The sequence below is a fragment of the Ochrobactrum sp. CGA5 genome (genome assembly GCF_006345815.1).
Taxonomy (GTDB): domain Bacteria; phylum Pseudomonadota; class Alphaproteobacteria; order Rhizobiales; family Rhizobiaceae; genus Brucella.
In genome coordinates this window covers 169,700-196,544 of sequence record NZ_VCIG01000003.1, presented here as the reverse complement: position 1 = coordinate 196,544, position 26,845 = coordinate 169,700, and the positions used below count along the sequence as shown (strand labels likewise).

Sequence of the window (26,845 nt, the reverse complement as noted above, 5' to 3'; positions counted from 1 at the left end):
GTTCTTCGATGCGCAATATCGGACATTTCATCGGCGGCAAGCATGTGGCAGGCAAGAGCGGCCGCACGGCGGACGTCTTCCAGCCGCTCGACGGTTCGGTGCAGGGCAAGGTGGCGCTTGCCACCAAGGAAGAAGTGCGCGCGGCGGTCGAAAACGCCAAGGCGGCACAGCCAGCTTGGGCGGCGACCAATCCGCAGCGCCGCGTTCGCATCCTGCGTAAGTTCATCGAACTGGTCGAAGCCGAATATGACAGCCTGGCCGAGTTGCTGGCCCGCGAACACGGCAAGACCATTGCCGACGCCAAGGGCGACATCCAGCGCGGTCTTGAAGTGGTGGAAGTCTGCCTCGGTGCGGCGCATATGCTGAAAGGTGAGTTCACCGACAATGCCGGTACGGGCATCGATACCTATTCCATGCGCCAGCCGCTCGGCGTCGTTGCTGGCATCACGCCATTCAACTTCCCGGCCATGATCCCACTCTGGAAGGCTGGCCCCGCGATTGCATGCGGCAACGCCTTCGTGCTGAAGCCATCCGAACGCGATCCGGGTGTGCCGATGCGCCTTGCCGAACTGTTCATGGAAGCCGGTCTTCCGGCAGGCATCTTCAACGTCGTCAACGGCGACAAGGAATCGGTCGATGCATTGCTCGACGATCCAGACGTCCAGGCCATCGGCTTTGTCGGCTCCACGCCGATTGCGCAGTACATTTATGGCCGCGGCTGCTCGAACGGCAAGCGCGTGCAGTGCTTCGGCGGTGCGAAGAACCATCTTCTCATCATGCCGGATGCCGACATGGACCAGACCGTCGATGCGCTGATCGGCGCGGGCTATGGTTCGGCTGGCGAACGCTGCATGGCGATTTCGGTTGCCGTCCCGGTCGGTGAAGACACCGCCAACCGCCTGATGGAAAAGCTCATTCCGCGCGTCGAAGCGCTGAAGATCGGCACCTCCACCGACAATTCCGCTGATTACGGTCCGCTGGTCACCAAGGCAGCGCTCGACCGCGTGCGTGGCTATGTTGATCTGGGTGTCGAAGAAGGCGCGAAGCTGGTCGTCGATGGCCGTAACTTCAAGATGCAGGGCTACGAAGACGGTTTCTATATGGGCGGCTGCCTGTTCGACCATGTGACGCCTGACATGCGGATCTATAAGGAAGAAATCTTCGGTCCGGTTCTCTCGGTCGTGCGTGCCAAGAACTACGAGGAAGCGCTGGCTCTGCCGAACGATCATGAATATGGCAACGGCGTTGCGATCTTCACCCGCGACGGCGATGCGGCCCGCGATTTCGCCAGCCGCGTACAGGTCGGCATGGTCGGCATCAACGTGCCGATCCCGGTTCCGATCGCCTATTACACCTTCGGCGGCTGGAAGGCTTCCGGCTTCGGCGATCTCAACCAGCATGGCCCGGATGCATTCCGCTTCTATACCAAGACCAAGACCGTCACTTCGCGCTGGCCGTCTGGCGTCAAGGATGGCGCGGAATTCGTTATCCCGACGATGAAGTAAACATGGCGCTTATCACCTAGTCCATCGAGACGGCGCCCTTCGACATGCTCAGGGCGTCTCCCCGGGATGAGGTGACAGGCACCCATACGGCCCCCCAAGCAAAGCCCCGCCCTTGTGGCGGGGTTTTTGTGTTATGGATGTGGCTGCGGAAATCTGTGTCGCTCTGCAAGGGCGGCCAATATCTTGTGCGGGTCGTCGATCAGCGAACGACCGTCATGCATGCCCGTCTCGAAGGGGGAGCGGTCGCCGTCCTTCAAAATCAGCAAGGGCAGGTTCTGGTTGTCTTCACCTGCCAGCTCTATGACGGTCTTGCGCGGGCGCGGCCAGTCGATGCGCTCTATATCAAGCCTGTCTCCCAGTGCCGGAAAAGAAGCCAGAACACCCTCAATGAGAGCGCAATGCCAGCAATAGAAAAGCTGGCCTGGATAAGCCGGATCTTGAAAACCCGGTTTCAATAGAAATAGTTTGTCCTGATTCATGCCGATTTTCTCAAGGCTGGAACGAATTGCAAAAAGGGTTGTGCGTTGCGCAAAATCACCGGCTTTGGAACAGCGTTTCACGCCAGGTGCCTGCTGTCGATATATAACTTGATCCCGATTGCAAAAGCTCAACTTTTCCGGTCCTCGCCCTAAATAAACAAAGCTCGAAGTCCGATCATACTGTCAGGAGTTCCGTTCATGAGCGAAAAGATCAACCGCCGCATCGTGCTGGCATCGCGACCGGAAGGTCGGCCCACCGCAGAAAACTTCCGGCTGGAGGAAACAGCAATCCCGAGCCCCGGTGACGGCGAGGTTCTGCTGAGAGTGCGCTATCTGTCGCTCGATCCCTATATGCGCGGCCGGATGAGTGCGGCCAAATCCTATGCCGCGCCGGTGGCCATCGGCGATGTGATGGAGGGCGGCACGGTCGGCGAAGTCGTTGAGAGCAGGAGTGCGGGCTTTGCTCCGGGCGATTTCGTGCTTTCCCATTCGGGCTGGCAGGATTATGCGGTCGCCGATGCTTCGTCCTTGCGCAAGCTCGACCCGAAGGAAGCCCCTGTAACGACAGCGCTTGGCGTTCTCGGCATGCCGGGCTTTACCGCCTATTCCGGCCTGCTGACCATCGGCCAGCCGAAACCGGGCGAGACTGTCGTGGTTGCCGCCGCAACCGGCCCGGTCGGTTCTGCTGTCGGGCAGATTGCCCGGATGAAGGGCGCCCGCGCCGTTGGTATTGCTGGCGGACCGGATAAATGCAGGGCGCTGATTGATGATTTCGGCTTTGACGCGGCGATTGATCATCGCAGCCACAATTTCGCGCAGGAACTGGCTGACGCTTGCCCGAAGGGCATTGACGTTTACTTTGAAAATGTTGGCGGCAAGGTCTTCGATGCGGTGTTTCCGCTGCTGAACCAATTTGCGCGCATGCCAGTCTGCGGCCTGATCGCGCAATATAATCAGAGTGGGGCATTCGATGGACCAGATCGCCTGCCGCTGGTGATGCGGGATATTTTGTCAAAAAGCCTGACCATTCGCGGCTTTATCCAGCGCGATTTCGCTGATCAGAGGCCAGCCTTTTACCATGACATGGTGAAGTGGATTGCCGATGGTCAAGTGCGTTATCGCGAAGATATTGTCGATGGGCTGGAGAATGCGCCGAAAGCATTCATTTCCTTGTTGGAAGGCGGCAATTTCGGAAAACTCATCATAAAGCTCGCCTGAACCCGCAATATTCTGCTTGCAGAATGCCCCTTTGGACGTGATGCTGTGCCTGGAAATTCAGATAAGGGCAGGCAGAGCATGGGCGAGCGCCAGCAGGCGGGGATAGGGGAAGGCGGCGGGCCGGGACGCGAACGTCAGGAAGAGGCCCGGCGTATTCTCGACCGGCTCGAACGCGAGCAGACTGGTGCCGAAGGCATCGTGCGGCGTGGGTTTTCCCGCACCGCGCGCCATCTGGCGGCAACCGACGCGCCCGAACATGATCCCATTGAGCTTTGGGCCACGCGTGTCGGGCGCGGGCTCGGCTTCCTCATCACGCTGGCGATCATCGTCTGGCTCATTTTCTATCTCATGCAAAGCTAGGTACCCAATGACGCCTTCTGCGCCTTCGGATGCGACAACCGTTATTGTCATCTCAAGCCATGTCGTGCGTGGATCGGTTGGCAATAGAGCCGCCGTTTTCGCATTGGAAACGCTGGGTTTCCCCGTCTGGGCCGTGCCGACCGTGGTGCTGCCATGGCATCCAGGCCATGGGCCTGCTGGACGCATCGTGCCGCCGGCGGAAGAGTTTGCACGCCTGATGCAGGATCTTCAGCGCGCACCCTGGCTTGGTGAAGTGGGGGCTGTCCTGACCGGCTATCTCGGCCATCCAGAGCAGGCAGCAGCCGTTGCCGAGCTGGTCAAAGCCGTGAAGGCGAAAAACCCGGAGGCCGTCTACCTGTGCGATCCGGTCATCGGTGATGAGAAGGGGCTCTATGTGCCTGAAGCGACTGCCATGGGTATTCGTGACAAGCTTCTGCCGCTCGCCGATATAGCGACGCCAAATCGTTTCGAGCTTTCATGGCTGACCGGCGTTCCGCTGGAAGACAATACCGCCCTGATGGAAGCGGCGTTGGATGCCGGTCCGGCAACCATGTTGGTCACTTCAGCCTTTCCTCTGATGAGTGGCAGCATTGGCAATATTCTGCTCACGCCAACCATGGCGCTGATGGCCGAACATCGCCGTGTCGATGGGCCGACCAATGGTCTCGGCGATCTAACCTCCGCCGTGTTTCTGGCGCGACGCCTGTCCGGTATGGCGGAGGAAAAGATGCTGCAAAGCACAACTGCGGCAGTGTTCGAGATCATGGCGCGTTCGGCAAAGCGCGGAGCGGACGAGCTGATGCTCGAGGCCGATGCTTCAAGCCTCGCCACGCCGATGGCCATGGTGCAGACGCGGCGCCTGATGCATCCAACCAAGGGATTGCGCGCTTGACAAATTTGGCTTGTGCCTCTGTTTTGAATTTCAGCACCAACGCAGCAGCGACGTCTTCGTTCATCTCATTGCGATATGGGCTTGAGAAGCTTGCAAGAAAGCGAAAGGGATCGTGCGTCCAATTGGACGCAGCTCCTTTGATGCATTTTGATTGATCTCGGTTTTCGATAGGGATATTGGGAAAATATGGTTGATCTTCCAGACACACTTCTCGCCGGTTATCGGACCTTCATGCGCGAGCATTTTGCCCACGAAACCTCACGTTATCGCCATTTGGCGGATAAAGGGCAATCGCCGGAAACCCTGGTTGTCGCTTGTTGTGATTCGCGAGCGGCTCCCGAAACCATCTTCAATACGGCACCTGGCGAAATCTTCGTCCTGCGCAACGTCGCCAACCTCATTCCACCCTATGAGCCCGACGGCGAATATCATGCGGCTTCGGCCGCACTGGAGTTTGCGGTCCAAAGCCTCAAGGTGAAGAACATCGTCGTTATGGGCCATGGCCGTTGTGGCGGCATCAAGGCCGCACTCGACACCGAAAGCGCACCGCTTTCGCCGGGGGATTTCATCGGTAAGTGGATGAGCCTGATCGCCCCTGCTGCTGAATCCATCAGCGGCAACCAGCTCATGACCCAAAGCGAGCGTCAAACTGCGCTCGAGCGTATCTCGATCCGCTACTCCCTCAACAATCTGCGCACTTTTCCCTGCGTCGATATTCTGGAGAAGAAGGGCAAGCTCACCCTGCATGGCGCTTGGTTCGATATTTCGACCGGCGAGCTGTGGGTGATGGATCAACAGACGGGCGATTTCAAGCGGCCAGACCCGGCCTGATCCAGCTCTCAGAAAAAGGTTACCTGAAACGGCTCCTCTCAGATCGAGAGGGGCCGTTTTGTCATATTCTGGGCGGCTGAATTTGACGTTTTTGGTTCCAAAACGCCAAAATTCGCGACAAAACATACAAAAATAGCCCCAAATTTTGGGGCTATTCTATGAATCCTGAGGCTTTTCCGTGACAATTTCAAAGCGAAATTACGGTTTCAGCCTTGATTCCTACTTACCGTCGATGGCTTTGCCCATCACGGCAATGGCGCGCTGGTAGACCTGTGCAGCATTCCAGCCCTGGATCGCGCCGTAGTTCGGTTCGCCCGGCTGATAGCCTGCGCCGCGCTTCCAACCATGGCCGACGAGGAAGTTCGCGGTCGAATAGAGCGCGTCCGCCTTGTTGCGCAGGTCGAAATGGGCGCCGCCCGAACCGCTGACACCATACTTCAGGACGTTTGCCGGCATGAACTGGGTTTGGCCGACTTCACCGTGCATCGCGCCGACAGCCTGCGGGCTGAGATCACCCTGATCGACAAGCTTGAGGGCCGCATAAAGCTGGCCGGTGAAGTACTCGGAACGGCGGCAGTCATAAGCCAGCGTTGCAACAGCCGACAGCGTGTGCTGCTTGCCAAGATGGGACCCAAATCCGGTTTCCATGCCCCAGATCGCGATCAGTGGGCCGGCTGGAACGCCGTAGCGCTTTTCGATCGCCGCAAAAAGAGCAGCGTTCTGCTGTTTATGTGCGCGACCGCGCTTGATGATCGTTTCCGCTCCGCGCTTCTTCATGAAATCTTCGAAGGAGAGCTTGAAACTCTTCTGATTGCGGTCGGCATTGATGGTAGCCTGCGCATATTTGGTGTTGGCAAGCGCATTGATGCCTGCTCTGCCAACGCCGCGCGATGGCGCTTCCTTCAGGGTCTGCTGGAGCCAGGCATTATAACCGGCGGCATTATTGCCGCACTGGGCTGCCTCGGCAATGCCTGTTCCCGTCATCATGCCCATTGCAAGAACTGCTGCTGCCGTCCAAGACCGGCCCTTGGCAACCAATGCCATTCGTTTCTCCTTTGGAGTTGATTCGACCTCAACGCGAATTTGCCATTCCTTATGCCAAATGTCATGCGGCAACGGCAAAGCGTGCAGAGGCAGGTGCAAAATGCCGAGTCTACAAGCATTTCTATACAGAAACAGCAAGCTTTTGTTGGCATCAACGGCGATGCGAATGGCATTTTTTCGCTTGGAAGCGGTGGCTTTCATACCTATTGCTTATAGCCGAGCTGGTAAAATATATTTACCACCTGCCGCATAGTTGAATCTGAAAGTTCGTGACATTGACGGGGAGGACGCCACATGTCGAACGGGTTTCTTGCGCTATTTGCATTTCTGCCAATTCTCGTAGCCGGCGTCATGCTGGTTGGATTTCGCATTCAGGCTCGCATTGCGATGCCGGTGACCTACGTGCTGACCGTGGTGATCGCCATGGCGATCTGGGGCATGAGCGGAAACCGCGTCATTGCCTCGACCATTCAGGGGCTGATCCAGACGGCGGGTCTGCTCTGGATTATTTTCGGGGCGATTCTGCTTCTCAACACGCTGAAATATTCGGGCGGCATTTCTGCGATCCGCTCCGGCTTTGCCCAGATCAGCCCGGACCGCCGCATTCAGGTGTTTCTGATTGCCTGGCTGTTCGGTTCGTTCATCGAAGGCGCATCGGGTTTCGGCACGCCTGCCGCCGTCGTTGCGCCGCTGATGGTGGCTGTCGGATTTCCGGCCCTTGCCGCTGTTACTTTCGGACTGATCATCCAGTCCACGCCGGTATCGTTCGGTGCTGTCGGTACGCCGCTTATCGTCGGCGTCCAGTCGGGTCTCAATCGCGAAGTGCTGACGGCGCAATTGCAGGGTGTCGGGTCGAGCTGGGAACAGTTCTTCCATATCATCACATCGGAAGTGGCTATCCTGCACGGGCTCTGTGGCACGTTCATGCCTTTGTTCCTGGTCGTCATCATGACCCGTTTCTTCGGGCGCAATCGCTCCTGGACCGAAGGTCTTGCCATTTTTCCCTTTGCGCTGTTTGCGGCCTTCTCGTTCACTATTCCCTATGTGCTGAGCGCGGTTTTCCTCGGCGCCGAATTTCCGTCCATGATTGGCGGCCTCGTTGGGCTTACGTTGGCGACATTTGCGGCGCGCGCCGGTTTTCTGATGCCGAAGGAAAAATGGGATTTTGCTCCTGCCTCAGAATGGCCAGCGGGATGGGTCGGCAGCGTTCAGATCAAGCTTGATGAACTGACGTCGAAGAAAATCCCGCTCGCACTGGCGTGGACGCCGTACATTCTTCTGGCAATATTCCTGGTCGTCAGCCGTACAGTCCCGTCCGTGGGTAGTGCGCTGAAATCGGTCACTTTTGTTGCCAAGGACATCATGGGCGAAACCGGGATTGGTGGCGATTTCACGCCGCTTTTCCTGCCGGGCGGTCTCCTGGTCATCGTCTGCCTGATTACTTTCTTCATGCATCGCATGAATGGCGGGCAATTCGGCAAGGCTTTCGGCGAAAGCACCAAGACGCTGGCGGGTGCGGGCTTCGTGCTTCTGTTCACCGTGCCAATGGTGCGCGTCATGATCAATTCCGGCGTCAATGGTAAGGATCTGGTCAGCATGCCGCTGATGGTTGCCGATTGGGTGGCTGTGGAAGTTGGAAATGTCTATCCGTTCTTTGCGCCGTCTGTTGGTGCGCTGGGGGCGTTTCTCGCCGGGTCCAACACCGTGTCGAACCTCATGCTCAGCCAGTTCCAGTATGGCGTGGCGGAAGGGCTTGGCGTTTCCGGTGCGTTGATGGTTGCCGGTCAGTCGGTGGGTGCTGCGGCAGGCAACATGATCGCGATCCACAACGTGGTTGCTGCCTCGGCTACAGTCGGCTTGCTGGGACGTGAAGGCACAACCCTTCGCATGACCGTCATTCCCACGATCTATTATGTGGTGCTGGCGGGAACCCTGCTGATGATTGGTCTTTATGTGCTCGGCATCGGTGATCCGTTAGCCGGTGTGGCGGCACAGTAAAACGGCAACAATTGCGAAACCGGCCCTGCGCATGAACCGGGCCGGTTTCGGTGATTTTCAGGCCTTTTGCTTGACATTGCGGGCCGACCGCCTTAAAGCGAAGCCCAATCTATCCGCGATCTTCAGAACGCGAGCCACCGACCGGGACCCATAATGGTATAAAGCGATCCCGGAGGTCCACATCCGACAGCGCGATGCGCCCTCGGGTGCTGTATCGCTTTGGTTGCTTCTTGAACTGGCAGATAAGCGGGACGATCTATCCCGGATGAAGCCTCCCGCCTATTCCCGGATATAAGGATAACTCGATGTTTGAATCACTTCAGGAGCGTCTTGGCTCCATCCTGAACGGCCTCACCGGACGCGGCGCTCTTTCCGAAGCCGACGTGACCGCGGCGCTGCGCGAAGTGCGCCGCGCGCTGATCGAAGCCGACGTCTCGCTGGAAGTGGTTCGCTCCTTCACCGACAAGGTGCGTGAAAAAGCGGTCGGTGCAGAAATCCTGAAAAGCATCAAGCCCGGTCAGATGGTCGTCAAGATCGTCCATGACGAGCTTGTCGAGATGCTCGGCACTGAAGGCGTTGCGATTGACCTGAACGCGCCGGCACCTGTCGTCGTCATGATGGTTGGTTTGCAGGGGTCGGGTAAGACGACGACCACCGGCAAGATTGCCAAGCGCCTGACCGAGCGTCAGCGCAAGAAGGTGCTGATGGCGTCGCTTGATACGCGCCGTCCTGCCGCACAGGAACAGCTCCGCCAGCTTGGCATCCAGACCGGCGTCGATACCCTGCCGATCATTGCCGGTCAGTCGCCGGTGGAAATCGCCAAGCGCGCTGTACAGGCTGCAAAGCTTGGTGCGCACGATGTCGTCATTCTCGATACAGCAGGCCGTACGCATATTGACGAGCCGCTGATGGTGGAGATGGCGGATATCCGCAAGGCTGCCAATCCGCATGAAATCCTGCTCGTGGCTGACAGCCTGACCGGTCAGGATGCTGTCAATCTGGCGCGCAATTTCGATGATCGTGTCGGCATCACCGGTATTGTCCTGACCCGTATGGATGGCGATGGCCGCGGCGGCGCAGCGCTTTCGATGCGCGCCATCACCGGCAAGCCGATCAAGCTGATCGCGACCGGCGAAAAGATGGATGCGCTCGAGGAATTCTATCCGAAGCGCATTGCGGACCGTATTCTTGGTATGGGCGACATTGTTTCGCTCGTGGAAAAAGCCGCTGAAAATATCGATGCGGAAAAAGCCGCGGCGATGGCCAAAAAGATGCAATCGGGCAAGTTCGATCTCAATGATCTTGCCGATCAGTTGGGCCAAATGAAAAAGCTTGGCGGCATGGGCAGCATCATGGGTATGATGCCCGGCATGGGTGGAATGAAGGACAAGGCAGCAGCAGCTGGTCTTGATGACAAGGTGTTCGACCGCCAGCTTGCAATCATTGGCTCGATGACCAAGGCCGAGCGTGCCAATCCCGATATTCTCAAGCACAGCCGCAAGCAGCGCATTGCCAAAGGTTCCGGTACGACTGCTGCTGACATCAACAAGCTTCTCAAGATGCATCGCCAGATGGCCGACATGATGAAAGTCATGGGCAAGGGCAAAGGCGGCATGATGAAGCAGATGATGGGCGGACTTGCCAACAAGATGGGGCTGGGTGGCCTTGGGGGCGGTATGGGTGGCATGCCCGATCTCTCCAAGATGGACCCCAAGCAACTTGAAGCGCTGGCCAAGCAGGCGGAAGCTGCGGGCCTCACCAAGGGCCTTCCCGGCGGCGGCTTGCCGGGCCTTCCCGGAGGAGGTCTTCCGGGCTTGGGTGGCCCCAAGCTTCCGGGTCTTGGTGGCGGCCTTCCCGGTCTTCCGAAGAAGAAGTGAACATCATGAGCGACGAACAGAACACTGTACCGGCTGAACTTCTGGCACTGCGCGCCTCCATCGACAATATCGATGCAGCGCTGATCCATATGCTGGCAGAACGTTTTCGCTGCACCAAGGCTGTCGGTGTGCTGAAGGCCGAGCGCGGTCTGGCGCCTGCCGACCCGGCTCGCGAAAAGCGTCAGGTGGAACGTCTGCGCGCCCTTGCAGTCGATTCCCATCTCGATCCCGATTTCGCCGAAAAATTCCTGAACTTCATCGTGAAGGAAGTCATTCGGCATCATGAGCATGCCGCCGCAAACCACGGCGGAAACTAACAACCGTATCGACGGTCTAACCCGTTTTGCCCCGGCCATCCCTCGGGCGAAGCAATTGTCTAAAGGAAAGAAAAAATGTCTCTGAAGATTCGTCTGGCCCGCGCTGGCTCCAAGAAGCGTCCTTACTACCACATCGTTGTTGCCGACGTTCGCAGCCCACGTGACGGCCGCTTCATCGAAACCGTTGGCGCATGGAACCCGATGCTGGCCAAGGACGCTGAACGCGTGAAGCTCGACGCCGATCGCATCCAGCATTGGATTGCACAGGGCGCACAGCCGACCGATCGCGTTCTGCGCTTCCTCGATCAGGCTGGCCTTGCAAAGCGTCCGGCCCGCAGCAACCCGACGAAGGGTGAGCCGGGCAAGAAGGCTCAGGAACGTCTGGCCATGGCCAAGCAGGCTGAAGAAGAAGCCGCTGCAAAGGCCGCTGAAGCTGCTGCAGCCGCTGCTGCTCCGGCTGAAGAAGCTGCAAGCGAATAATCTTTTGCAATTCTGCATTTTGAGAAAGCGGCGGAGCAATTCGCCGCTTTTTCTTTTTAACCAGTCATTTTGAATGGGCTGGACGCGCCGCCAAAATCGCTTATCTTGTTGATTTGTCGACTCGCAATTGCGTAAACATGCATATGCGGGTGACGAATTTGTTTCCCCGGCGCTTGGCAAAGCGCTCTTTTCAGGAGAAGTCCATGTCGGCTGCGACTGTCGCCACTTCTTTCTCTCTCGCTGCCTCTGGCCGCCGAATTCTCATCGCCCTTGGTCTGGCTGTTTTGGTTCCGCTGCTGTCGGCATGCGGTTTCAACACGATCCCGACCAATGAGGAAAAGGCGAAAGCCGCTTGGGGCGAGGTGCAGAACCAGTACCAGCGCCGCGCCGACCTCGTACCCAATCTGGTTGAGACCGTGAAGGGTTACGCTGCCCACGAACAGGAAACCCTGCAGGCTGTGATTGAGGCGCGCGCCAAGGCGACACAAGTGCAGATCACGCCGGAAACGCTTAACAATCCAGAGCTCTTCAAGCAATTTCAGGATAACCAGGCCAATTTGACGAGCGCTCTGTCGCGCCTGATGGTGGTTGTCGAGCGTTATCCGGACCTGAAGGCCAACCAGAACTTCCTTGCATTGCAGTCACAGCTTGAAGGCACTGAAAACCGCATCGCTGTCGCCCGCCGCGACTATATCGAGGCGGTTCGCGTCTACAATACGTCGTTGCGGACCATGCCGACAATGATCTGGACGTGGATCTGGTATCGCGATGCGCAGCCTATGCAAAGCTTCAGCGCCGATGCAGCCAGTCAGTCCGCGCCAAAAGTAAACTTTAACTGACGGCGCGTTTCATGAAGCGTTTTGGGGCGAACGCAGCACTCCCGCGTGATTTTAGCGGCTTTCGATGGCCGCTTTATCGGCTTGCGCTCGCTCTCCTGCTGGTTGCTGCGGCACTGACACTGCACACGGCCGCCCTTGCACAGGATGCGTCGAAACCCGCACAGGTCTTGACTGGCCGCGTGGTGGATGCGGCGGGGATCATCGATCCGGCTCAGCGCCAGCAACTGACCCAGAAGCTCGCCGATTTCGAAGCGAGGTCGTCGGATCAGGTGGTCGTGGTGACAGTCCCGAGCCTTAATGGTGAAGACATCGAAACCTATTCCAACCGTTTGTTCCGTGCCTGGGCGCTGGGACAGAAACAGGAAAACAACGGGATATTGCTGGTTGTTGCACCCAATGACCGCAAGGTGCGGATCGAGGTCGGCTATGGTCTCGAAGGCGTCATGACCGATGCGCTTTCAAGCGTCATCATCAATGGCACCATCATTCCCGAATTTCGCAACGGCAATTACTCGAACGGTATCGTGCAGGGCGTGGACGGCATTCTGTCTGTGCTCTCCGGCGATGCGGCCGAGCTTGAAGCGCGGGCCAAGCGCAATGTGCAGTCAAGCTCGGATGATATTGATTGGGTCTTTGTCGTCTTCATCACCTTCTGGTGCCTGATCTTCTTCGGTGGTTTCGGCATGGCGATCCTGACGCCGGTTTTCGGGCGCAAGATCGGGCCGGGCAAATATCAGTGGCTCGGCATGGTCGTGGATTACAACAATCGCGGCGGCAGCTCTGGCGGCAGGAGTGGTGGAAGCTGGGGCGGCGGTGGCTGGTCGTCCGGTGGCGGAGGCGGTGGTTTCTCCGGCGGAGGCGGCTCATCGGGTGGCGGTGGCGCTTCGGGTAGCTGGTAGGGAGACGCAACGATGAAGCACCACACACTGATTGGCGCCGAGGACCATGCCCGCATAGCCGAGGCTATCCGCAAGGCGGAAGCCGAAACCAGCGGCGAAATATATGCCGTTCTTGCGCGCTCGAGCGACGACTATTTCTTTGCGGCGGGCTTTGTTGCGACCTGCGGTATCCTGATCGCTTCGGTTGTCGCAGCCTTTCTCGCCCATTGGTACTGGTTTGATATCCGCCTGCCCATGTTCGGACTTGCTGTGCTGGCAGCGTTCCTGACCGCAATGCTGGTGTTGTGGTTTTTTCCTGCAATCCGCATGTTGCTGGTGCCGCGCCGCATCCGTTACAAGCGTGCGCATCTCAACGCGCTACAGCAGTTTCTGGCGCGCAATGTGCATATCACCGAACATCGCACCGGCATTCTGCTCTTCGTTTCAATGGCGGAACATTACGCTGAGGTGATCGCCGATGCGGGCATCCATGCGCGTGTCGAACAGGACGAATGGAATGCAATCGTCGCGACGCTCATCCATCACGCCTCCCGCGCGCAAGTGGCGGAAGGGTTCGTGCTGGCCATCGGCCAGGCCAGGCTTCTGCTGGAGAAACATTTTCCGGCGGGACCGGAGAATGCCAACGAGCTTGATGACCATCTGATCGAACTGTGACCGGTTGGAATTTTTATCAGAATCATCTGCAACTTTAGTCTGAAATGTGGCGGAGCCTGCTTGTGGCTTGGCCCGTTTGCGTAGGTTTTGGCACTCAGGCGCGGAAATCGCCGACATTTTCCGAAAATTTGCGGGAAGTTTCCGAAGTTTTGTTCCAAATTAAATGGATTTAATACGCTTTCTGGGACTTTTCGGGAAATTTTTGGTTGTCTCCAACTATTTGCCATCGAATCTGAGGCCTAATCTGCTAGTTTGGCGCGCATTGCCATCATGACAGGAGTATCCGACGTGACTGCAAAGCAGGATCGGTCGAGCAAGGTTAAAGGTTCCAAGGCAAGCAAGGAGGAAAAGAAGGGAGGAAAGTCGAAGGCGCTTACAGCCTTCTCGCAGCTTCTCTTCGAATGGGCGCCGCCAGAAGATCTGGCCGCTTACGATGCTGCCGCTCTCGACAGTTCAGCCCGTCACGGCTATGCCGCCCTCGAATCCTATCGCAAGGGCAAGAGCATCATCAGCGTCGATAACGGTATCGAACGCCATGGCCGCCCGGTGAGCGTCATCACCATCGTCAACGACAATATGCCGTTCCTGCTCGATTCCATCATGGGTGAGCTTAACGATCATGCCAACCAGATTTTCATGGTCGTGCATCCAGTTTTGGATATTACCCAGGAGAAGGACGAACTCGTCATTCTTGGCGAAGCAACGCAGCTCGCGCCCGCCAAGGGCGTTGAGCGTGTCAGCTTGGTACAGATTCATCTTCCAGTTCTCGACAAGCAGGCCAGGGCCGATCTGACGGCTGCGATCAAGCGTGTACTCGGACAGGTTCGCTCCGCCGTCAGCGACTGGAAGCCAATGCTGAAGCGTCTTGATGGCGCTATCGCCGACTATAAGCGCGTTTGTGAAATGACAGGCGACCCGGCCATGCCGGAGGCCATCGCATTCCTCGAATGGTTGCGCGACGACCGTTTTATCTTCCTCGGACTTCGCGAGCTGACCTTCAAGGGCAAGGGCGACAAGCGTGAACTGGTCCCGGTGAAGGAAACGCTTGGTATTCTCAACGACAATGAAGTCCGCGTCCTGCGCAAGGATGACGATGACACGGTGACGCCGCGTGAGGTAACAGAGTTTCTCGACAGCAACGAGCCGCTGATCGTGACGAAGGCGAATTCGCTTTCGCTGGTGCATCGCCGCTCTTATCTCGATTACGTCGGCGTGAAGATATTCGGTGAGAAAGGCGAGGCCATAGGCGAACTGCGCCTGGTCGGTCTCTTCACCTCGGTTGCCTATACGAGTTCGGTGGCAGGCATTCCGTTCATCCGCTCCAAGGCGGAAACGGTCATCAAGCATCTGGGCTTTAACCCCGAAGACCATTCGGGCAAGGCGCTCATCAATGTGCTGGAAGAATATCCGCGTGATGAGCTTTTCCAGATCGATGTGGAAAGCCTGACAGCCAATGCCGAACTGATCCTGGCGCTTGGTGAACGTCCCCGTGTGCGTGCCGTTCCGCGTCTTGACCGCTTTGGCCGTTTTGCCACAGTGCTGGTCTATATCCCGCGTGATCGCTACGACTCGGTCGTGCGCGAGAAGATCGGTCATTACCTGGTCGACGTCTATGGCGGCGACAGTTTTGAATTCCACCCGGTCTTCCTGCAGAACGGGCTGACGCGCGTTCAGTTCGTGATCCGACGTCATGAGCGCTCCACGCCACATGTGGATCGCGAAGCGCTGGAAGCCGAAGTGCGTGCCATCGTCCGCACATGGGATGATGCCGTGCGGGAGAGCTCTGACAGCGGCGACGCAAAGATTGTGGCGCTTGCTGCAAGCTTCCCGCCATCCTATCGCGAAATCTTCACGGCGCCGGAAGCGCTGGTCGACGCGGAACGCATTGCCGACCTCAGCGCAGAAGCGCCGCTTTTCGTGGACTTCTATCGTTATCGAACGGATGGTCCTGATGCGGTTTCGCTGAAAATCTATCATCATGGCGCGCCGGTTGTGCTGTCGCAGCGCGTGCCGCTTCTGGAAAACATGGGCTTCCGTGTCGTCAGCGAGCAGACCATCGATCTGCTAAACGCGGGCAAGGACGGCGCGACCGTCTATCTGCACGACATGCAGCTCGTGAATGCCTATGGCGCTGCCGTTGATCTTTCTGACGATGGCGAGATGCTGGAAGATGTATTCCGCAATGTCTGGAACGGTCTGGCCGACAATGACGGTTATAACGCGCTGGTGCAGACTGCGCGTCTGACTGCCCGTCAGATCATGATTCTGCGTTCCTATGGTCGTTATCTGCAGCAGGCAGGTATCGCCTATTCGCAGGGCTTCATCGCTGCAGCGCTGAACCGTTATCCGGAAATCGCCAGCGATCTCTATTCGCTGTTCGATCTGCGCTTCAACCCTTCGGCCAAGCGGCGCGACGCGGCTGAAAAGAAACTGGTCGACGGTATTGAAACCGCTTTGCTCGGCGTGCCAAGCATTGACGATGACCAGATTTTGCGCCGCTTCCGCAATCTGATCGAAGCGACGCTGCGCACCAATGCGTACCAGCCGGACGCCGACGGCAAGCCACGTGTCACCTTCGCTTTCAAGCTTAATCCGCGTCTGGTAGAAGGTCTGCCGGATCCGCGCCCCTATCGCGAGATCTTCGTCTATGGACCGGAAGTGGAAGGCGTGCATCTGCGCTTTGGCGCTGTCGCCCGTGGTGGTCTGCGCTGGTCGGACCGCGCACAGGACTATCGCACCGAAGTACTGGGTCTTGTGAAGGCACAGCAGGTCAAAAATGCGGTGATCGTGCCGGTCGGCGCCAAGGGCGGTTTTTATCCAAAGCGTCTGCCGGTCGGCGGTGATCGCAATGCAGTGTTTGAAGCTGGACGCGATGCCTACAAGGTATTCATCTCCACGCTCCTGTCGGTTACCGACAATATTGAGGACGGTCATGTCGTGCCGCCGGCGGAAGTCGTGCGCCATGACAATGACGATCCTTATTTCGTCGTTGCTGCCGACAAGGGAACGGCCACTTTCTCGGATACGGCCAATGCTATCAGCCAAGCGCATGATTTCTGGCTGGACGATGCCTTCGCATCCGGCGGTTCCGCCGGTTACGATCACAAGGGCATGGGCATCACAGCGCGCGGCGCATGGGAAGCCGTGAAGCGGCACTTCCGTGAATTCGACATGGATATCCAGACCGAGCCCTTCACGGTCGCCGGTGTGGGCGACATGTCGGGAGACGTGTTCGGCAACGGCATGTTGCTTTCTGAACAGATCAAGCTGGTGGCGGCGTTCGACCATCGCGATATTTTCATCGACCCGAACCCGGTTCCAGCCGACGGCTTTGCCGAGCGCAAGCGTCTGTTCGAGCTGCCACGCTCGAGCTGGCAGGATTATGACCGTTCCAAGCTTTCGGCTGGCGGCGGCATCTATAGCCGCAGCCAGAAGACGATCACCCTGTCGCCGGAAGCGGCCGCAGCCATTGGCCTTGAAAAGACCTCCGGCACGCCGCAGGAAATCATGACCGCGATTCTGAAATCGAAGGTCGATCTCCTTTGGTTCGGCGGTATCGGCACCTACATCCGCTCTTCCGCTGAAACGGATGCGCAGGTAGGCGACCGCGCCAATGATGCGATCCGTATCACAGGTTCGGAAGTTGGTGCGCGTGTGATTGGTGAAGGTGCAAACCTCGGTGTGACGCAGCGCGGGCGCATCGAATATGCGCTGGCTGGTGGTCGCAGCAATACCGATGCCATCGATAATTCTGCGGGCGTCAACTGCTCGGACGTCGAGGTCAACATCAAGATCGCTCTTGCCGCTGCCATGCGTTCGGGCAAGCTCAAGCGTCCGGCACGTAACAAACTTCTGGTCAGTATGACCGACGATGTGTCCGAACTGGTTCTGCGCAACAATTACTTGCAGCCGCTGGCGCTTTCGCTCAGCGAAAGGCAGGGGTTGGCTGAACTGCCTTATCAGGCACGGTTCATGGCGGAGCTGGAAAACCGCAAGCTTCTCGATCGCAAGGTCGAGTATCTGCCGTCCGATGCGCTGCTGGCTGAACGCCAGAAGGCAGGCCAGCCGCTGACGCGACCGGAACTGGCGGTTCTGCTTGCTTATGCCAAGTTGTCCCTGTCGGATGATCTGGTTGCAAGCCAGCTTCCAGACGAGCCTTACTTCCAGTCGCTTCTGTTCGGCTATTTCCCGAAACGTATGACCAAGACCTACGCCGAGGAAATTTCCGGCCATCGTCTGCGTCGTGAAATCGTCGCTACTTTGCTGGCAAACGATGTCATCAATCGTGGCGGTATCACGTTTGTAAGCCGTCTGGCTGATACGACCGGCAAGTCGTCTGCCGATATCGTGCGCGCCTATGTGGCGGTGCGTGACGGTTTCGACATCGACACGATCTATGATGCCATCGATGCGCTCGACAACAAGGTGCCGGGTGATGTGCAGAACCAGTTTTACCATCTCGTCGGCGAGATGTTGCAGGCGACAACGGCCTGGGTACTTCGCAACGATACGACACGCGCCAACCTGACGGAACTGGTGGATACGATCACCAGGGCACGTGCCGAACTGGAACCGCGTTTTGACGGTCTGATGCCGGAATATCTGAAGAGCACGCTTGAGGCCGACAAGGCAGCTTTCGTGAAGAAAGGCGCATCGGAAAAACTGGCTCAGCGTCTTGCGAATCTACAGCTCGCGGGCATCATGCCGGACATCGCGTTGATTGCGCATCTGGCAGGTGCCGACCGGGTGGTGACCGCCAAAACCTATTTCGGGGTTTCGGAAGCCTTTCGCATCGGCCGCATCGAGGAAGCCGCGCGCTCTATCCCGGTCACTGACTACTATGACGGGCTGGCGCTGTCGCGTGCGAGCGATACGATCACGCAGGCCGCACGCGGTATTACCATTGCGGCGCTCAAGCGGTTCGCCAAGGACAAGGATCCGGCCACGGCCTGGTTTGCAGCCGATGGCGCACGTATCGAGCAGGTGAAGAGTCGCATGGTGGCGCTGACGGAGGGCGGTGACCTGACAGTCTCACGACTGGCGGTTGCAGCCGGCCTGATGTCCGACCTCGCACAGTAGAAAACAACGACATAAACTTGCAAAAGGGCGGCTTCGGTCGCCCTTTTTGTTTCTTTCAAGCGCCTCTTTCAGGCTATATGCTTCCGATAATAGAAGAAAAGCATCCAATCGACTGGCGGTCTTTAGTCGGGAAACAGCTTTCGGTTTCGGGGGAAGGAAAAAGCAATTGAGCGATCAGTTTGCGAGCATTCGCAGTCATGCCTCGCGGCGTGGCATCTGGGGGTGGATATTTTTTGACTGGGCCGCACAGCCCTTTTTCACCGTTGTGGCCACGTTTATCTTCGGGCCTTATTTCATTTCGCGCATGGCTGAAAATCCTGAAGCGGGGCAGGTGGCCTGGGGCTATGGGTTTGCCGCTGCCGGTATCCTTATCGCTGTGCTTTCGCCGATTCTTGGTGCTGTGGCGGATCGGACAGGCGCGCGCAAACCGTGGATCGCTTTCTTCGCCGTTCTAAAGATCACCGGCCTCTGCCTGCTGTGGTTCGCGATACCGGGGGCCAGCCTGTTCTGGGTGCTGTGTGCATTTTCGATAGCTATGGTGGCCGCCGAGTTTTCGATCGTCTTCAATGATTCCATGATGCCACGTCTGGTGCCGAGCAAGGATATCGGCCGTGTCTCCAACATCGCGTGGGGGCTCGGCTATCTAGGCGGGATGATCGTACTCATCTTTGTGGTGCTGTGCCTGGCGGCCTCGCCTGAAACCGGTACTACCATAATCGGCATGAAGCCGCTGTTCGGTCTCGATCCCGTACAAGGGGAGGATGCGCGCATTACGGGACCGCTGGCTGCCCTGTGGTATTTTGTCTTTATCCTGCCAATGTTTTTGTTCACGCCGGACGCGGAGCGCGGCGAGCCTTTGCACAAGGCGTTGCATTCGGGTTTTGGGGAACTGAAGGTTACCCTGACCGAGGCGCGCAAACGGTCGGGACTTGTCCGTTTCCTTTTGGCGCGCATGGTTTATCAGGATGGCGTCACCGCCACGCTGGCGCTCGGTGCTGGCTATGCTGCGGCATTGTTCCACTGGACGATCACGGAGACCGGGCTTTTCGGAATGATCCTCAATGTCATGGCCATTTTCAGTTGTCTGGTCGCAAGCCGGGTTGACACGTGGATCGGTTCCAAAGCTGTCGTGATCGCTTCGCTGGTGCTCTTGCTGCTTGCTTCTATCGGCATTGTCTCGACTGGACGTGACTACACCTTGTTCGGCTTGATGTCTTTTGGGCCCACTCCAGAAGGAGGGGTGTTCTCCAGCCCTGCGGAGCATGCCTATCTCATCTATGGCCTGATGATTGGTGCAGCCTTTGGCCCGGTTCAGGCGTCGTCGCGGTCATGGTTCGCACGCAGCATCAAGCCAGAGGAATCGGGGCGCTATTTCGGCATCTACGCACTGGCCGGGCGTGCGACCAGCTTTCTGGGGCCGTTTCTTGTTGCAACGATTACCGCGTTCAGCGGATCTGCGGCCCTCGGCATGTCGGTACTTGTCATATTCTTTGCACTTGGCCTGGCGCTTATTGCGACAACACCTTATCCAGCCGACAAACTGCCTGTGACCGGCCCGCTGTGACGGGCCGGGTGGGGTTGGTTATTTATCATTCGACCCAGCCGAGCGAACGTTGCACGGCTTTTTCCCATGAGTGAAACAGGCGAGCCCTCTCTTCCGATGACATTCGCGGATGCCATCGATGGCCCACCTGCCAGTTCTCCACGATGTCCCGCGTGGACTTCCAGTAACCGACGGCGAGCCCTGCCGCATAGGCCGCGCCCAGTGCCGTCGTTTCGATGATTTTTGGGCGCACGACCGGCACATCCAGGATGTCGGACTGGAACTGCATAAGCAGTTCGTTGATGGTCATGCCGCCGTCCGCGCGCAGTTCCGTGATCTCGACACCGGAATCCTTCACCATTGCGTCCAGCACTTCGCGCACCTGATAGGCGCTCGCTTCCAGAGCCGCACGGGCAATATGTCCCTTGTTGGCGAAGCGGGTAAGACCGGCAACGATGCCGCGCGCGGAATCTTGCCAGTGCGGCGCAAAGAGGCCGGAAAAGGCAGGAACGAAATAGACGTCGCCATTGTCTTCGACGGTGCGCGCCAGGGTTTCGATGTCGCTGCTGTTCCTGATGATGCCGAGATTGTCGCGAAGCCACTGCACCAGCGCGCCGGTGATGGCGATAGAACCTTCAAGCGCATAGACCGCCTCTGCACCGTCAAGTTTGTAGGCAACCGTGGTCAGGAGGCCATAATTGGATGGGACCAGTTTTTGGCCGGTATTCATCAGCATGAAGCAGCCGGTGCCGTAGGTGTTCTTGGCCTCACCCGGTTCCAGGCATGCCTGACCAAACAGGGCGGCCTGCTGGTCGCCCAGAATGCCCGCGAGTTTGACGCCGGAAAGAGACGGCAGGGTGATCTCGCCATAGACTTCGCTGGAAGAGCGGATTTCCGGCAGGCAGGCCGGTGGAATATCGAACAGGCCAAGAATCTCTCCATCCCATTTCAATGTCGAAAGATCCATAAGCTGGGTACGGGACGCATTGGTCACATCGGTTATGTGGATGCCGCCATCTATGCCGCCTGTCAGGTTCCAGACCAGCCAGGTGTCGATGGTGCCGAAAAGTGCGTCGCCGGATTCGGCTTTTTCGCGCGCACCGGGAACATTGTCGAGTATCCAGCGTAGCTTGAGCCCGGAGAAATAAGTCGAGATTGGCAAGCCTGTCTTGGCGCGCAAGCTGTCCGTGTCGGCCTCTTTCGTGTAGTGGGCGACGAGCTCGTCGGTACGCGTATCCATCCAGACAATTGCATTATGGAGTGGTGCGCCGGTCGTTCTGTCCCAAAGCAGCGTCGTTTCGCGCTGGTTGGTGATGCCGACTGAGGCAATGTCGCTTGCCTTCAATTTCGCCTTTTTGAGTGCGGCGGCAATGACATGCTGGGTGTTGCGCCAGATTTCTATCGGATTATGTTCGACACAGCCTGCCTTCGGATAAATCTGTTCATGTTCGCGCTGGTCGCTGGCGACGATATCACCCTGCCTGTCGAAAATGATGAAACGCGAACTCGTGGTTCCCTGGTCGATGGAACCGATAAACTGCGTCATGGGGCAGGCTCCTCCCGTTTATTTTGATACGCATCTCATCCGAAAACCGCCTCGCACTTTTCGGGGTGCGCTCCAACTCTCTCAATTCAAAACGAATGTAAACGAAACAATACGAAACTCAACGTAAACGGAAGCCCCGGAATGGTTGGTTCCGGGGCTTTTGATAAATGGGTATTTTAAAGGGGTCAGTGGCGGAAGTGGCGCATTCCCGTCATGACCATGGCAATGCCATGTTCGTCGGCGGCGGCGATCACTTCGTCGTCACGCATCGAGCCGCCTGGCTGGATGACCGCTGTTGCGCCAGCCTGAACAGCGGAAAGCAAACCGTCTGCAAACGGAAAGAACGCATCGGAAGCGACCACGCAACCCTTCGTGAGCGGTTCTGCAAGACCGGCGGCTTCGGCAGCATCTTCAGCTTTGCGGGCTGCAATACGGGCCGAATCGACGCGACTCATTTGTCCCGCACCGATGCCGACGGTTGCGCCGTCCTTCACATAGACAATGGCATTCGACTTCACGTGCTTGCCGACCCGGAAGGCGAATTTCAGATCGTTGAGCTCGGTTTCGGTCGGCGCACGTTTGGTGACAACCTTGAGGTCGAGATCGTCGACGACACCGTTGTCGCGTGACTGGACCAGCAGACCACCGGCAACCGTCTTCGCGGCAATGCCCTTGGCGCGCGGGTCGGGCAGACCGCCGGTTACCAGCAGCCGCAGGTTTTTCTTGGCCGCGACGATGGCCTGTGCGCCTTCGGTCGCATCCGGTGCGATGATGACTTCGGTGAAGATTTTCACGATCTCTTCAGCGGCTTCCTCGTCAAGCGTCTTGTTGAGCGCAACGATGCCGCCAAAGGCTGAAACAGGATCGCAGGCAAGCGCTTTGAGATAGGCTTCCTTGATGGTGGAAGCTTCCGCCACGCCGCATGGGTTGGCGTGCTTGATGATGGCGACGGCTGCAGTGCGAACCGGATCGAACTCGGCCACCAGCTCGAAAGCCGCATCGGTGTCGTTGATGTTGTTGTAGGAAAGCTGCTTGCCCTGAAGCTGGGTCGCAGTGGCGACGCCGGGACGCTTCTCGCCAGTGAGATAAAAGCCTGCTGTCTGGTGCGGATTTTCACCATAGCGCATGACGGAATGCAGCTTGCCGGCAACTGAGCGATATACCGGTGTTTCCTCGTTGATTGCCTCGGCAAACCAGTTGGAAATGGCGGCGTCATAGGCTGCCGTGCGCGAGAAGGCTTTGGCCGCGAGCTTTTTGCGGAAGGCGAGCGGCAGGGAGCCTGCATGTTTTTCCAGCTCAGTGACGACGTCGGCATAATCGGCAGGATCAACAACCGTTGCGACATAGGCATGGTTCTTGGCGGAAGCGCGGATCATCGCCGGGCCGCCAATATCGATATTCTCGACGGTCGTGTCGTAGTCGCCGCCCTTGAAGCGGACTTCCTCGAAAGGATAGAGATTGATGACGGCGAGGTCGATGCCGCCAATGCCATGTTCTTCCATGGCCGCAACATGTTCAGGGTCGTTACGCACGGCGAGCAGACCGCCATGGACTGCCGGATGCAGCGTCTTGACGCGCCCGTCCATGATCTCCGGGAAGCCGGTCACTTCGGATACATCCTTCACCGGAATGCCTTCGGCGGCAATCGACTTGGCGGTGCCGCCGGTCGAAAGGATTTCGACGCCATGGGCATGGAGTGCGCGGGCGAAATCGATCAGGCCGGTTTTGTCGGAAACGGAAAGGAGGGCGCGGCGCACCCGATGAAGATCGGGAGCGGGAATATGCTTGGAGCTGACAGCCATAGGGAGTTGGTCTCTTCGTTGCTGAAACGGATGCGTTCAGGAAAGTGGACGGCTCGCCCTAACACAGGCGCGCCGAGAATCCTACCGCAAAAGACCGATTTGAACTTTATACCAAATATCGATGAGCTTGACCCACCGATACTTGGCTAAGCGCGTGCGGCGCTTGAGTATACTCAGGGCTTGGATGGCGTTAGCATCGTAGCGCTCTGCTATTATGCGTAACTGCCGAGTGCGACACGGCTGAATTGCCAGTTCACTTCGGGCAATTCGGAGGCGGGAAAAGAGAGCACGATCTGCTTCGATGTCACGGGGCCACGGAAACCCGCAAAGAAGATTGAATCTTCCAGTTGCGGCGCAACTTCAAAGCAGGAGAAGACCCACGTGTCGTCGCGATCTGCCGACAGAACGATCAATCCGTTCTCATCGAACGAAATATCGACCGATGGATGCAGGTGGAAACGCACCGCGATATTGTCCCGCCCGCTTGCTTTCAACGGACGGCCATCGCCGCGATAGAAGCGGTCTGCACCCTGGATCACGCTGCCATTGTGCGAAAGCACGAGGCGGCGCTCATGATAGATGCCGAACAGGCGCGCATAGCCGTCATGGCTGGCGACAAACCCCTGTCGTCCCATTTCCTCGATCCGGTCGCGCTGCACGCGTGTCGGACCTGCAATGATCGGCGTACCGATCATATTGGAGAGACCTGCCTTGAAACTGAAGCGGCACGAGGATGTGTCGTTGATCGTGGCAGTGGAGTGCGCTGCTGTCGAGCGGCCCAATGGACGAAATTCCGGCGGACCGAAACGATCAATGCCGGAATTGACAATATAGCGCTGGCGCCCGGAGGACATTTCAAAAGCGAGACAACCGGCATGGGCATCGCGCGATGCGGTGACGGGCGGGGGCAGACCGGTATCAGCGATTATTGTAGTTGCACCCATCGATAGCCGCTCATAACCGGAATAGGGCGCGTGAGTTAGCGGCGATCCGGCGGTCTCATCATGCCGAAGAACCGAGATGATCCGTTCCGGCATGGTGGGGCCGACGCCGTTGAAAAGCGCCAGGCTGCCATCCTGATGGCGGAAGAAACGCAGGGCCGGCAACATCCGCTCGACGGCTTCGATCAGCGCCTTGGGCGGGGATTCCGTGCCATTGGCATAGGTCTGGCGCAGCGGCAGAAGATCGGCCAGCAGTTCCAGAACCGTGACTGGATTACGCGAGATATGTCCGCCATCGGGCAGGATCTGGCGTTTCAGCTCATATTCCAGATTGCGTCGCGCGGCGCGTGCTGTGGGTGGCGAAACCGGCAGCGCCAGAGCCGCGAAGGCAAGAGCGATGCGGGCGCGCAAGCGTTCCTCGCCATCATCCATGGCCGCTGCTACCGTACGCAGGTAACGCACCTGCATGGCCAGAGAACGCATGAAGCGACGATAGGCGGGGAGTTCGGCGCCGGACAGGATGAGGTTCGAGTGCTGAAGCCAGGCGATGATACGCTGGGCCGTTACTTCGGGCGACCAGGCGATGCCGCCGATCCGCTTGCCGAACATGCGCATCCAGTCATCGACAAGCGCGCGCGCATTGGCAGTCGCCAGTTCGCTATGGGCGCTTTTCAGATGGCGCAGCCAGCCGAAACTCTGAAGCGCTGCTTCCCATTCCGGCGTCGGCGGTTCGACAGCGAAGGGCGACAGTCCGCCGGTTTCAACCAGACGCCCGGCCAGCGCAAAGCGACCGTGATAGAATTCCTGTGCCAGTTGCGGGTCGGCCACCCGCAGGTCGGGCGGAGCGATCAGGATACGATCCGGGGTAAAGCCGGTGAACCGCCAGCGATAGAGCGGCCCCATACGCAGACGGCGGCTGAACTTGCGCCACGCCTGTGCTACGGCCAGTCCCCAAAGATGTGGGGTTTCGCTGAGGGCGACTGCCACCCGGTTTTTCTCCGTATCGTTTGTCATTGTCTTGTGGCCAGATCGAGCAGCCGGTTTCCTTTGATACAATTGTACAGAAATGGTGAATCGAGCGTTAACCATACCGGACGGAAATGCACCCGGTATGTGAAAACGTTTGTTTAGCGGTTTTATACGCGCTTGAAGCGGGCCGCGAAGAAGCCGTCCATGCCGGCCATGTGTGGATTACCTTCAAAACGATCCGGTGGCAGATCTGCCGGAGTGGACCGCAGAAAACCTTCTGCTGTCACCAGCCCATCCAGACCGGGACAATCGTTCTCAGTGATCGGGAAAGGCTCCAGTAATGGATTCTCCGCCGCCTTGCGGGCCATTTCCTCGCCTTCGAGCGGATGCAGGGAACAATTGGAAAAGACGATTACGCCGCCGGGTTTGACCAGAGTGGCCGCGTGCGCCAAAAGCTTGCCCTGAAGTTCTGCGAGTTTTGCGATGTCCTGCGGCGTCTTGGTCCACGGTACATCCGGGTGACGGCGCACCGTACCGGTGGATGAGCAGGGAGCATCCAGAAGCACGGCATCGAACAAATCGTCCGGCTTGAAGTCCATCAGATTGGCGGCGATCGTCGTCGCTTCAAAGCCGAGGCGTTCCAGATTGCCTCGCAGGCGTTTCAGCCGGTTTTCGGAAAGGTCGAGCGCGGTCACGTCTGCGCCCTGAAGCACAAGCTGCGCGGTCTTGCCGCCGGGCGCGGCACACAGATCGGCAACGCGTTTGCCTTTGATATCGCCCATCAGACGGGCAGGCAGACTTGCCGCCACGTCCTGCACCCACCAGTCGCCCTCTGCAAAGCCGGGCAGATCGGTGAGATTGCCCTCGACCGTTTGCAGGCGTACCGAACCGTTGGGCAGTGCGACACCGCCGAGCTTTTCGGCCCATCCCTTTGCATCGCCCTTGACCGTGAAATCAATGGGCGGCTCATAGGCGTGCATGGCGAGAATGGTTGCGGCTTTTTCCGCGCCATAAGCCTCCGCTATGCTTTTGGCAAACCATTCCGGCACGTTGGTTTCGGGCTCAAGCGTATGGGCGAGCGCGCGTTCCTTGTTGCGTGAAAGACGGCGCAGCAGTGCGTTGACGAGGCCGGCATATTTGCGGTTGCGCGGATCGTTGTTCGCTGCTTCTACCGCCAGATCGACCGCCGAGTGGTCGGGCAGGTCGAGATAGAAAATCTGGGCGACGGCGACATGCAGAAGATGTTTGAGAGCCACTGCATTTTCGGGCAATGGCCGGTCGAGCCGCTTGTTGATGGCGCGTTCGATGCTGCCGCGATTGCGCAGCGCAGAACCCAGAATGGCGCGAACCAGCGCGCGGTCGCGCGGCTCCAGCGCCAGATATTGCGGATGGCCGTGGGTGTTGTCGGTCAGGCCGTCAAGTGAGGTATTTTTTTCGATCACTGCGCCGAGAAGGCGGGCTGCACACAAACGCGCCGCCAGACCAGGGCGATCAGTTGCGGCGCTTTTGCTCGTTTGCAGCTTTTTGTTTCCGCGCTTCGGCGCAGGTTTTTTATCGTTCACACTATTCTAC

Annotated in this window: 20 protein-coding genes; 14 read left to right on the top strand and 6 right to left on the bottom strand. The window is 58.2% G+C overall.

Annotation, left to right across the window (positions count from 1 at the left end; all coding sequences use genetic code 11):
- Positions 1 to 8: 8 nt before the first annotated feature.
- Complete coding sequence (locus FJQ48_RS03760) at positions 9 to 1,505, top strand: CoA-acylating methylmalonate-semialdehyde dehydrogenase (RefSeq protein ID WP_139973859.1); 1,497 nt, start codon at positions 9 to 11, stop codon at positions 1,503 to 1,505.
- 131 nt (positions 1,506 to 1,636) lie between these two features.
- Here FJQ48_RS03760 and FJQ48_RS03755 read toward each other — a convergent pair whose 3' ends face one another.
- Positions 1,637 to 1,984, bottom strand: a complete 348-nt coding sequence (locus FJQ48_RS03755) for a DUF3088 domain-containing protein (protein WP_139973897.1) — start codon at positions 1,982 to 1,984, stop codon at positions 1,637 to 1,639.
- A gap of 198 nt (positions 1,985 to 2,182) precedes the next feature.
- Here FJQ48_RS03755 and FJQ48_RS03750 point away from each other — a divergent pair, with 198 nt between their 5' ends.
- The 4 genes from FJQ48_RS03750 to FJQ48_RS03735 all read left to right on the top strand — a co-directional run bounded on the left by FJQ48_RS03750 (position 2,183) and on the right by FJQ48_RS03735 (position 5,285).
- Complete coding sequence (locus FJQ48_RS03750; RefSeq protein WP_139973858.1) at positions 2,183 to 3,202, top strand: NADP-dependent oxidoreductase; 1,020 nt, start codon at positions 2,183 to 2,185, stop codon at positions 3,200 to 3,202.
- A gap of 78 nt (positions 3,203 to 3,280) precedes the next feature.
- Positions 3,281 to 3,562: a hypothetical protein gene (locus FJQ48_RS03745; RefSeq protein WP_139973896.1), complete on the top strand. Its 282-nt coding sequence runs from the start codon at positions 3,281 to 3,283 to the stop codon at positions 3,560 to 3,562.
- A 7-nt stretch (positions 3,563 to 3,569) separates the two neighbouring features.
- Positions 3,570 to 4,454: a pyridoxal kinase PdxY gene (gene pdxY / locus FJQ48_RS03740; protein ID WP_139973857.1), complete on the top strand. Its 885-nt coding sequence runs from the start codon at positions 3,570 to 3,572 to the stop codon at positions 4,452 to 4,454.
- Positions 4,455 to 4,640: 186 nt separating this feature from the next.
- Positions 4,641 to 5,285, top strand: a complete 645-nt coding sequence (locus tag FJQ48_RS03735; protein ID WP_139973856.1) for a carbonic anhydrase — start codon at positions 4,641 to 4,643, stop codon at positions 5,283 to 5,285.
- 219 nt (positions 5,286 to 5,504) lie between these two features.
- On the opposite strand, the gene FJQ48_RS03730 is transcribed toward FJQ48_RS03735, so the two are convergent.
- Positions 5,505 to 6,329, bottom strand: a complete 825-nt coding sequence (locus FJQ48_RS03730) for a lytic murein transglycosylase (protein WP_139973855.1) — start codon at positions 6,327 to 6,329, stop codon at positions 5,505 to 5,507.
- 294 nt (positions 6,330 to 6,623) lie between these two features.
- On the opposite strand from FJQ48_RS03730, the gene FJQ48_RS03725 reads away from it, so the two are divergent.
- The 9 genes from FJQ48_RS03725 to FJQ48_RS03685 all read left to right on the top strand — a co-directional run bounded on the left by FJQ48_RS03725 (position 6,624) and on the right by FJQ48_RS03685 (position 20,036).
- On the top strand, positions 6,624 to 8,327 hold the full coding sequence (locus FJQ48_RS03725) for an L-lactate permease (protein ID WP_139973854.1): 1,704 nt from the start codon (positions 6,624 to 6,626) through the stop codon (positions 8,325 to 8,327).
- A gap of 305 nt (positions 8,328 to 8,632) precedes the next feature.
- On the top strand, positions 8,633 to 10,204 hold the full coding sequence (ffh, locus tag FJQ48_RS03720; protein WP_139973853.1) for a signal recognition particle protein: 1,572 nt from the start codon (positions 8,633 to 8,635) through the stop codon (positions 10,202 to 10,204).
- A gap of 5 nt (positions 10,205 to 10,209) precedes the next feature.
- The gene (locus FJQ48_RS03715; RefSeq protein WP_139973852.1) at positions 10,210 to 10,521 is read left to right on the top strand and encodes a chorismate mutase; all 312 of its coding nucleotides are present in this window, start codon (positions 10,210 to 10,212) and stop codon (positions 10,519 to 10,521) included.
- A gap of 75 nt (positions 10,522 to 10,596) precedes the next feature.
- On the top strand, positions 10,597 to 11,001 hold the full coding sequence (rpsP, locus tag FJQ48_RS03710) for a 30S ribosomal protein S16 (protein WP_139973851.1): 405 nt from the start codon (positions 10,597 to 10,599) through the stop codon (positions 10,999 to 11,001).
- 203 nt (positions 11,002 to 11,204) lie between these two features.
- Positions 11,205 to 11,840 carry a LemA family protein gene (locus FJQ48_RS03705; RefSeq protein WP_139973850.1) on the top strand — a complete coding sequence of 212 codons (636 nt, stop codon included), beginning with the start codon at positions 11,205 to 11,207 and terminating at the stop codon, positions 11,838 to 11,840.
- An 11-nt stretch (positions 11,841 to 11,851) separates the two neighbouring features.
- The gene (locus tag FJQ48_RS03700) at positions 11,852 to 12,739 is read left to right on the top strand and encodes a YgcG family protein (protein ID WP_139973849.1); all 888 of its coding nucleotides are present in this window, start codon (positions 11,852 to 11,854) and stop codon (positions 12,737 to 12,739) included.
- Between the two features lie 12 nt (positions 12,740 to 12,751).
- The gene (locus FJQ48_RS03695; protein ID WP_139973848.1) at positions 12,752 to 13,393 is read left to right on the top strand and encodes a TPM domain-containing protein; all 642 of its coding nucleotides are present in this window, start codon (positions 12,752 to 12,754) and stop codon (positions 13,391 to 13,393) included.
- A 288-nt stretch (positions 13,394 to 13,681) separates the two neighbouring features.
- Positions 13,682 to 18,472: an NAD-glutamate dehydrogenase gene (locus FJQ48_RS03690; RefSeq protein ID WP_139973847.1), complete on the top strand. Its 4,791-nt coding sequence runs from the start codon at positions 13,682 to 13,684 to the stop codon at positions 18,470 to 18,472.
- A gap of 166 nt (positions 18,473 to 18,638) precedes the next feature.
- Entirely contained in the window at positions 18,639 to 20,036 is a 1,398-nt protein-coding gene (locus FJQ48_RS03685) for an MFS transporter (RefSeq protein ID WP_247870289.1), read from the top strand.
- A 25-nt stretch (positions 20,037 to 20,061) separates the two neighbouring features.
- Here FJQ48_RS03685 and glpK read toward each other — a convergent pair whose 3' ends face one another.
- The 4 genes from glpK to FJQ48_RS03665 all read right to left on the bottom strand — a co-directional run bounded on the left by glpK (position 20,062) and on the right by FJQ48_RS03665 (position 26,835).
- Positions 20,062 to 21,561 carry a glycerol kinase GlpK gene (gene glpK / locus FJQ48_RS03680; RefSeq protein WP_139973846.1) on the bottom strand — a complete coding sequence of 500 codons (1,500 nt, stop codon included), beginning with the start codon at positions 21,559 to 21,561 and terminating at the stop codon, positions 20,062 to 20,064.
- A gap of 185 nt (positions 21,562 to 21,746) precedes the next feature.
- Positions 21,747 to 23,363: a bifunctional phosphoribosylaminoimidazolecarboxamide formyltransferase/IMP cyclohydrolase gene (gene purH, locus FJQ48_RS03675; RefSeq protein WP_139973845.1), complete on the bottom strand. Its 1,617-nt coding sequence runs from the start codon at positions 23,361 to 23,363 to the stop codon at positions 21,747 to 21,749.
- 212 nt (positions 23,364 to 23,575) lie between these two features.
- Positions 23,576 to 25,318 (bottom strand): heparinase II/III family protein, encoded by a 1,743-nt coding sequence (locus tag FJQ48_RS03670; RefSeq protein ID WP_139973844.1) that lies wholly within the window; start codon positions 25,316 to 25,318, stop codon positions 23,576 to 23,578.
- 122 nt (positions 25,319 to 25,440) lie between these two features.
- Positions 25,441 to 26,835 carry an RsmB/NOP family class I SAM-dependent RNA methyltransferase gene (locus FJQ48_RS03665; RefSeq protein WP_139973843.1) on the bottom strand — a complete coding sequence of 465 codons (1,395 nt, stop codon included), beginning with the start codon at positions 26,833 to 26,835 and terminating at the stop codon, positions 25,441 to 25,443.
- Between the last annotated feature and the right edge of the window lie 10 nt (positions 26,836 to 26,845).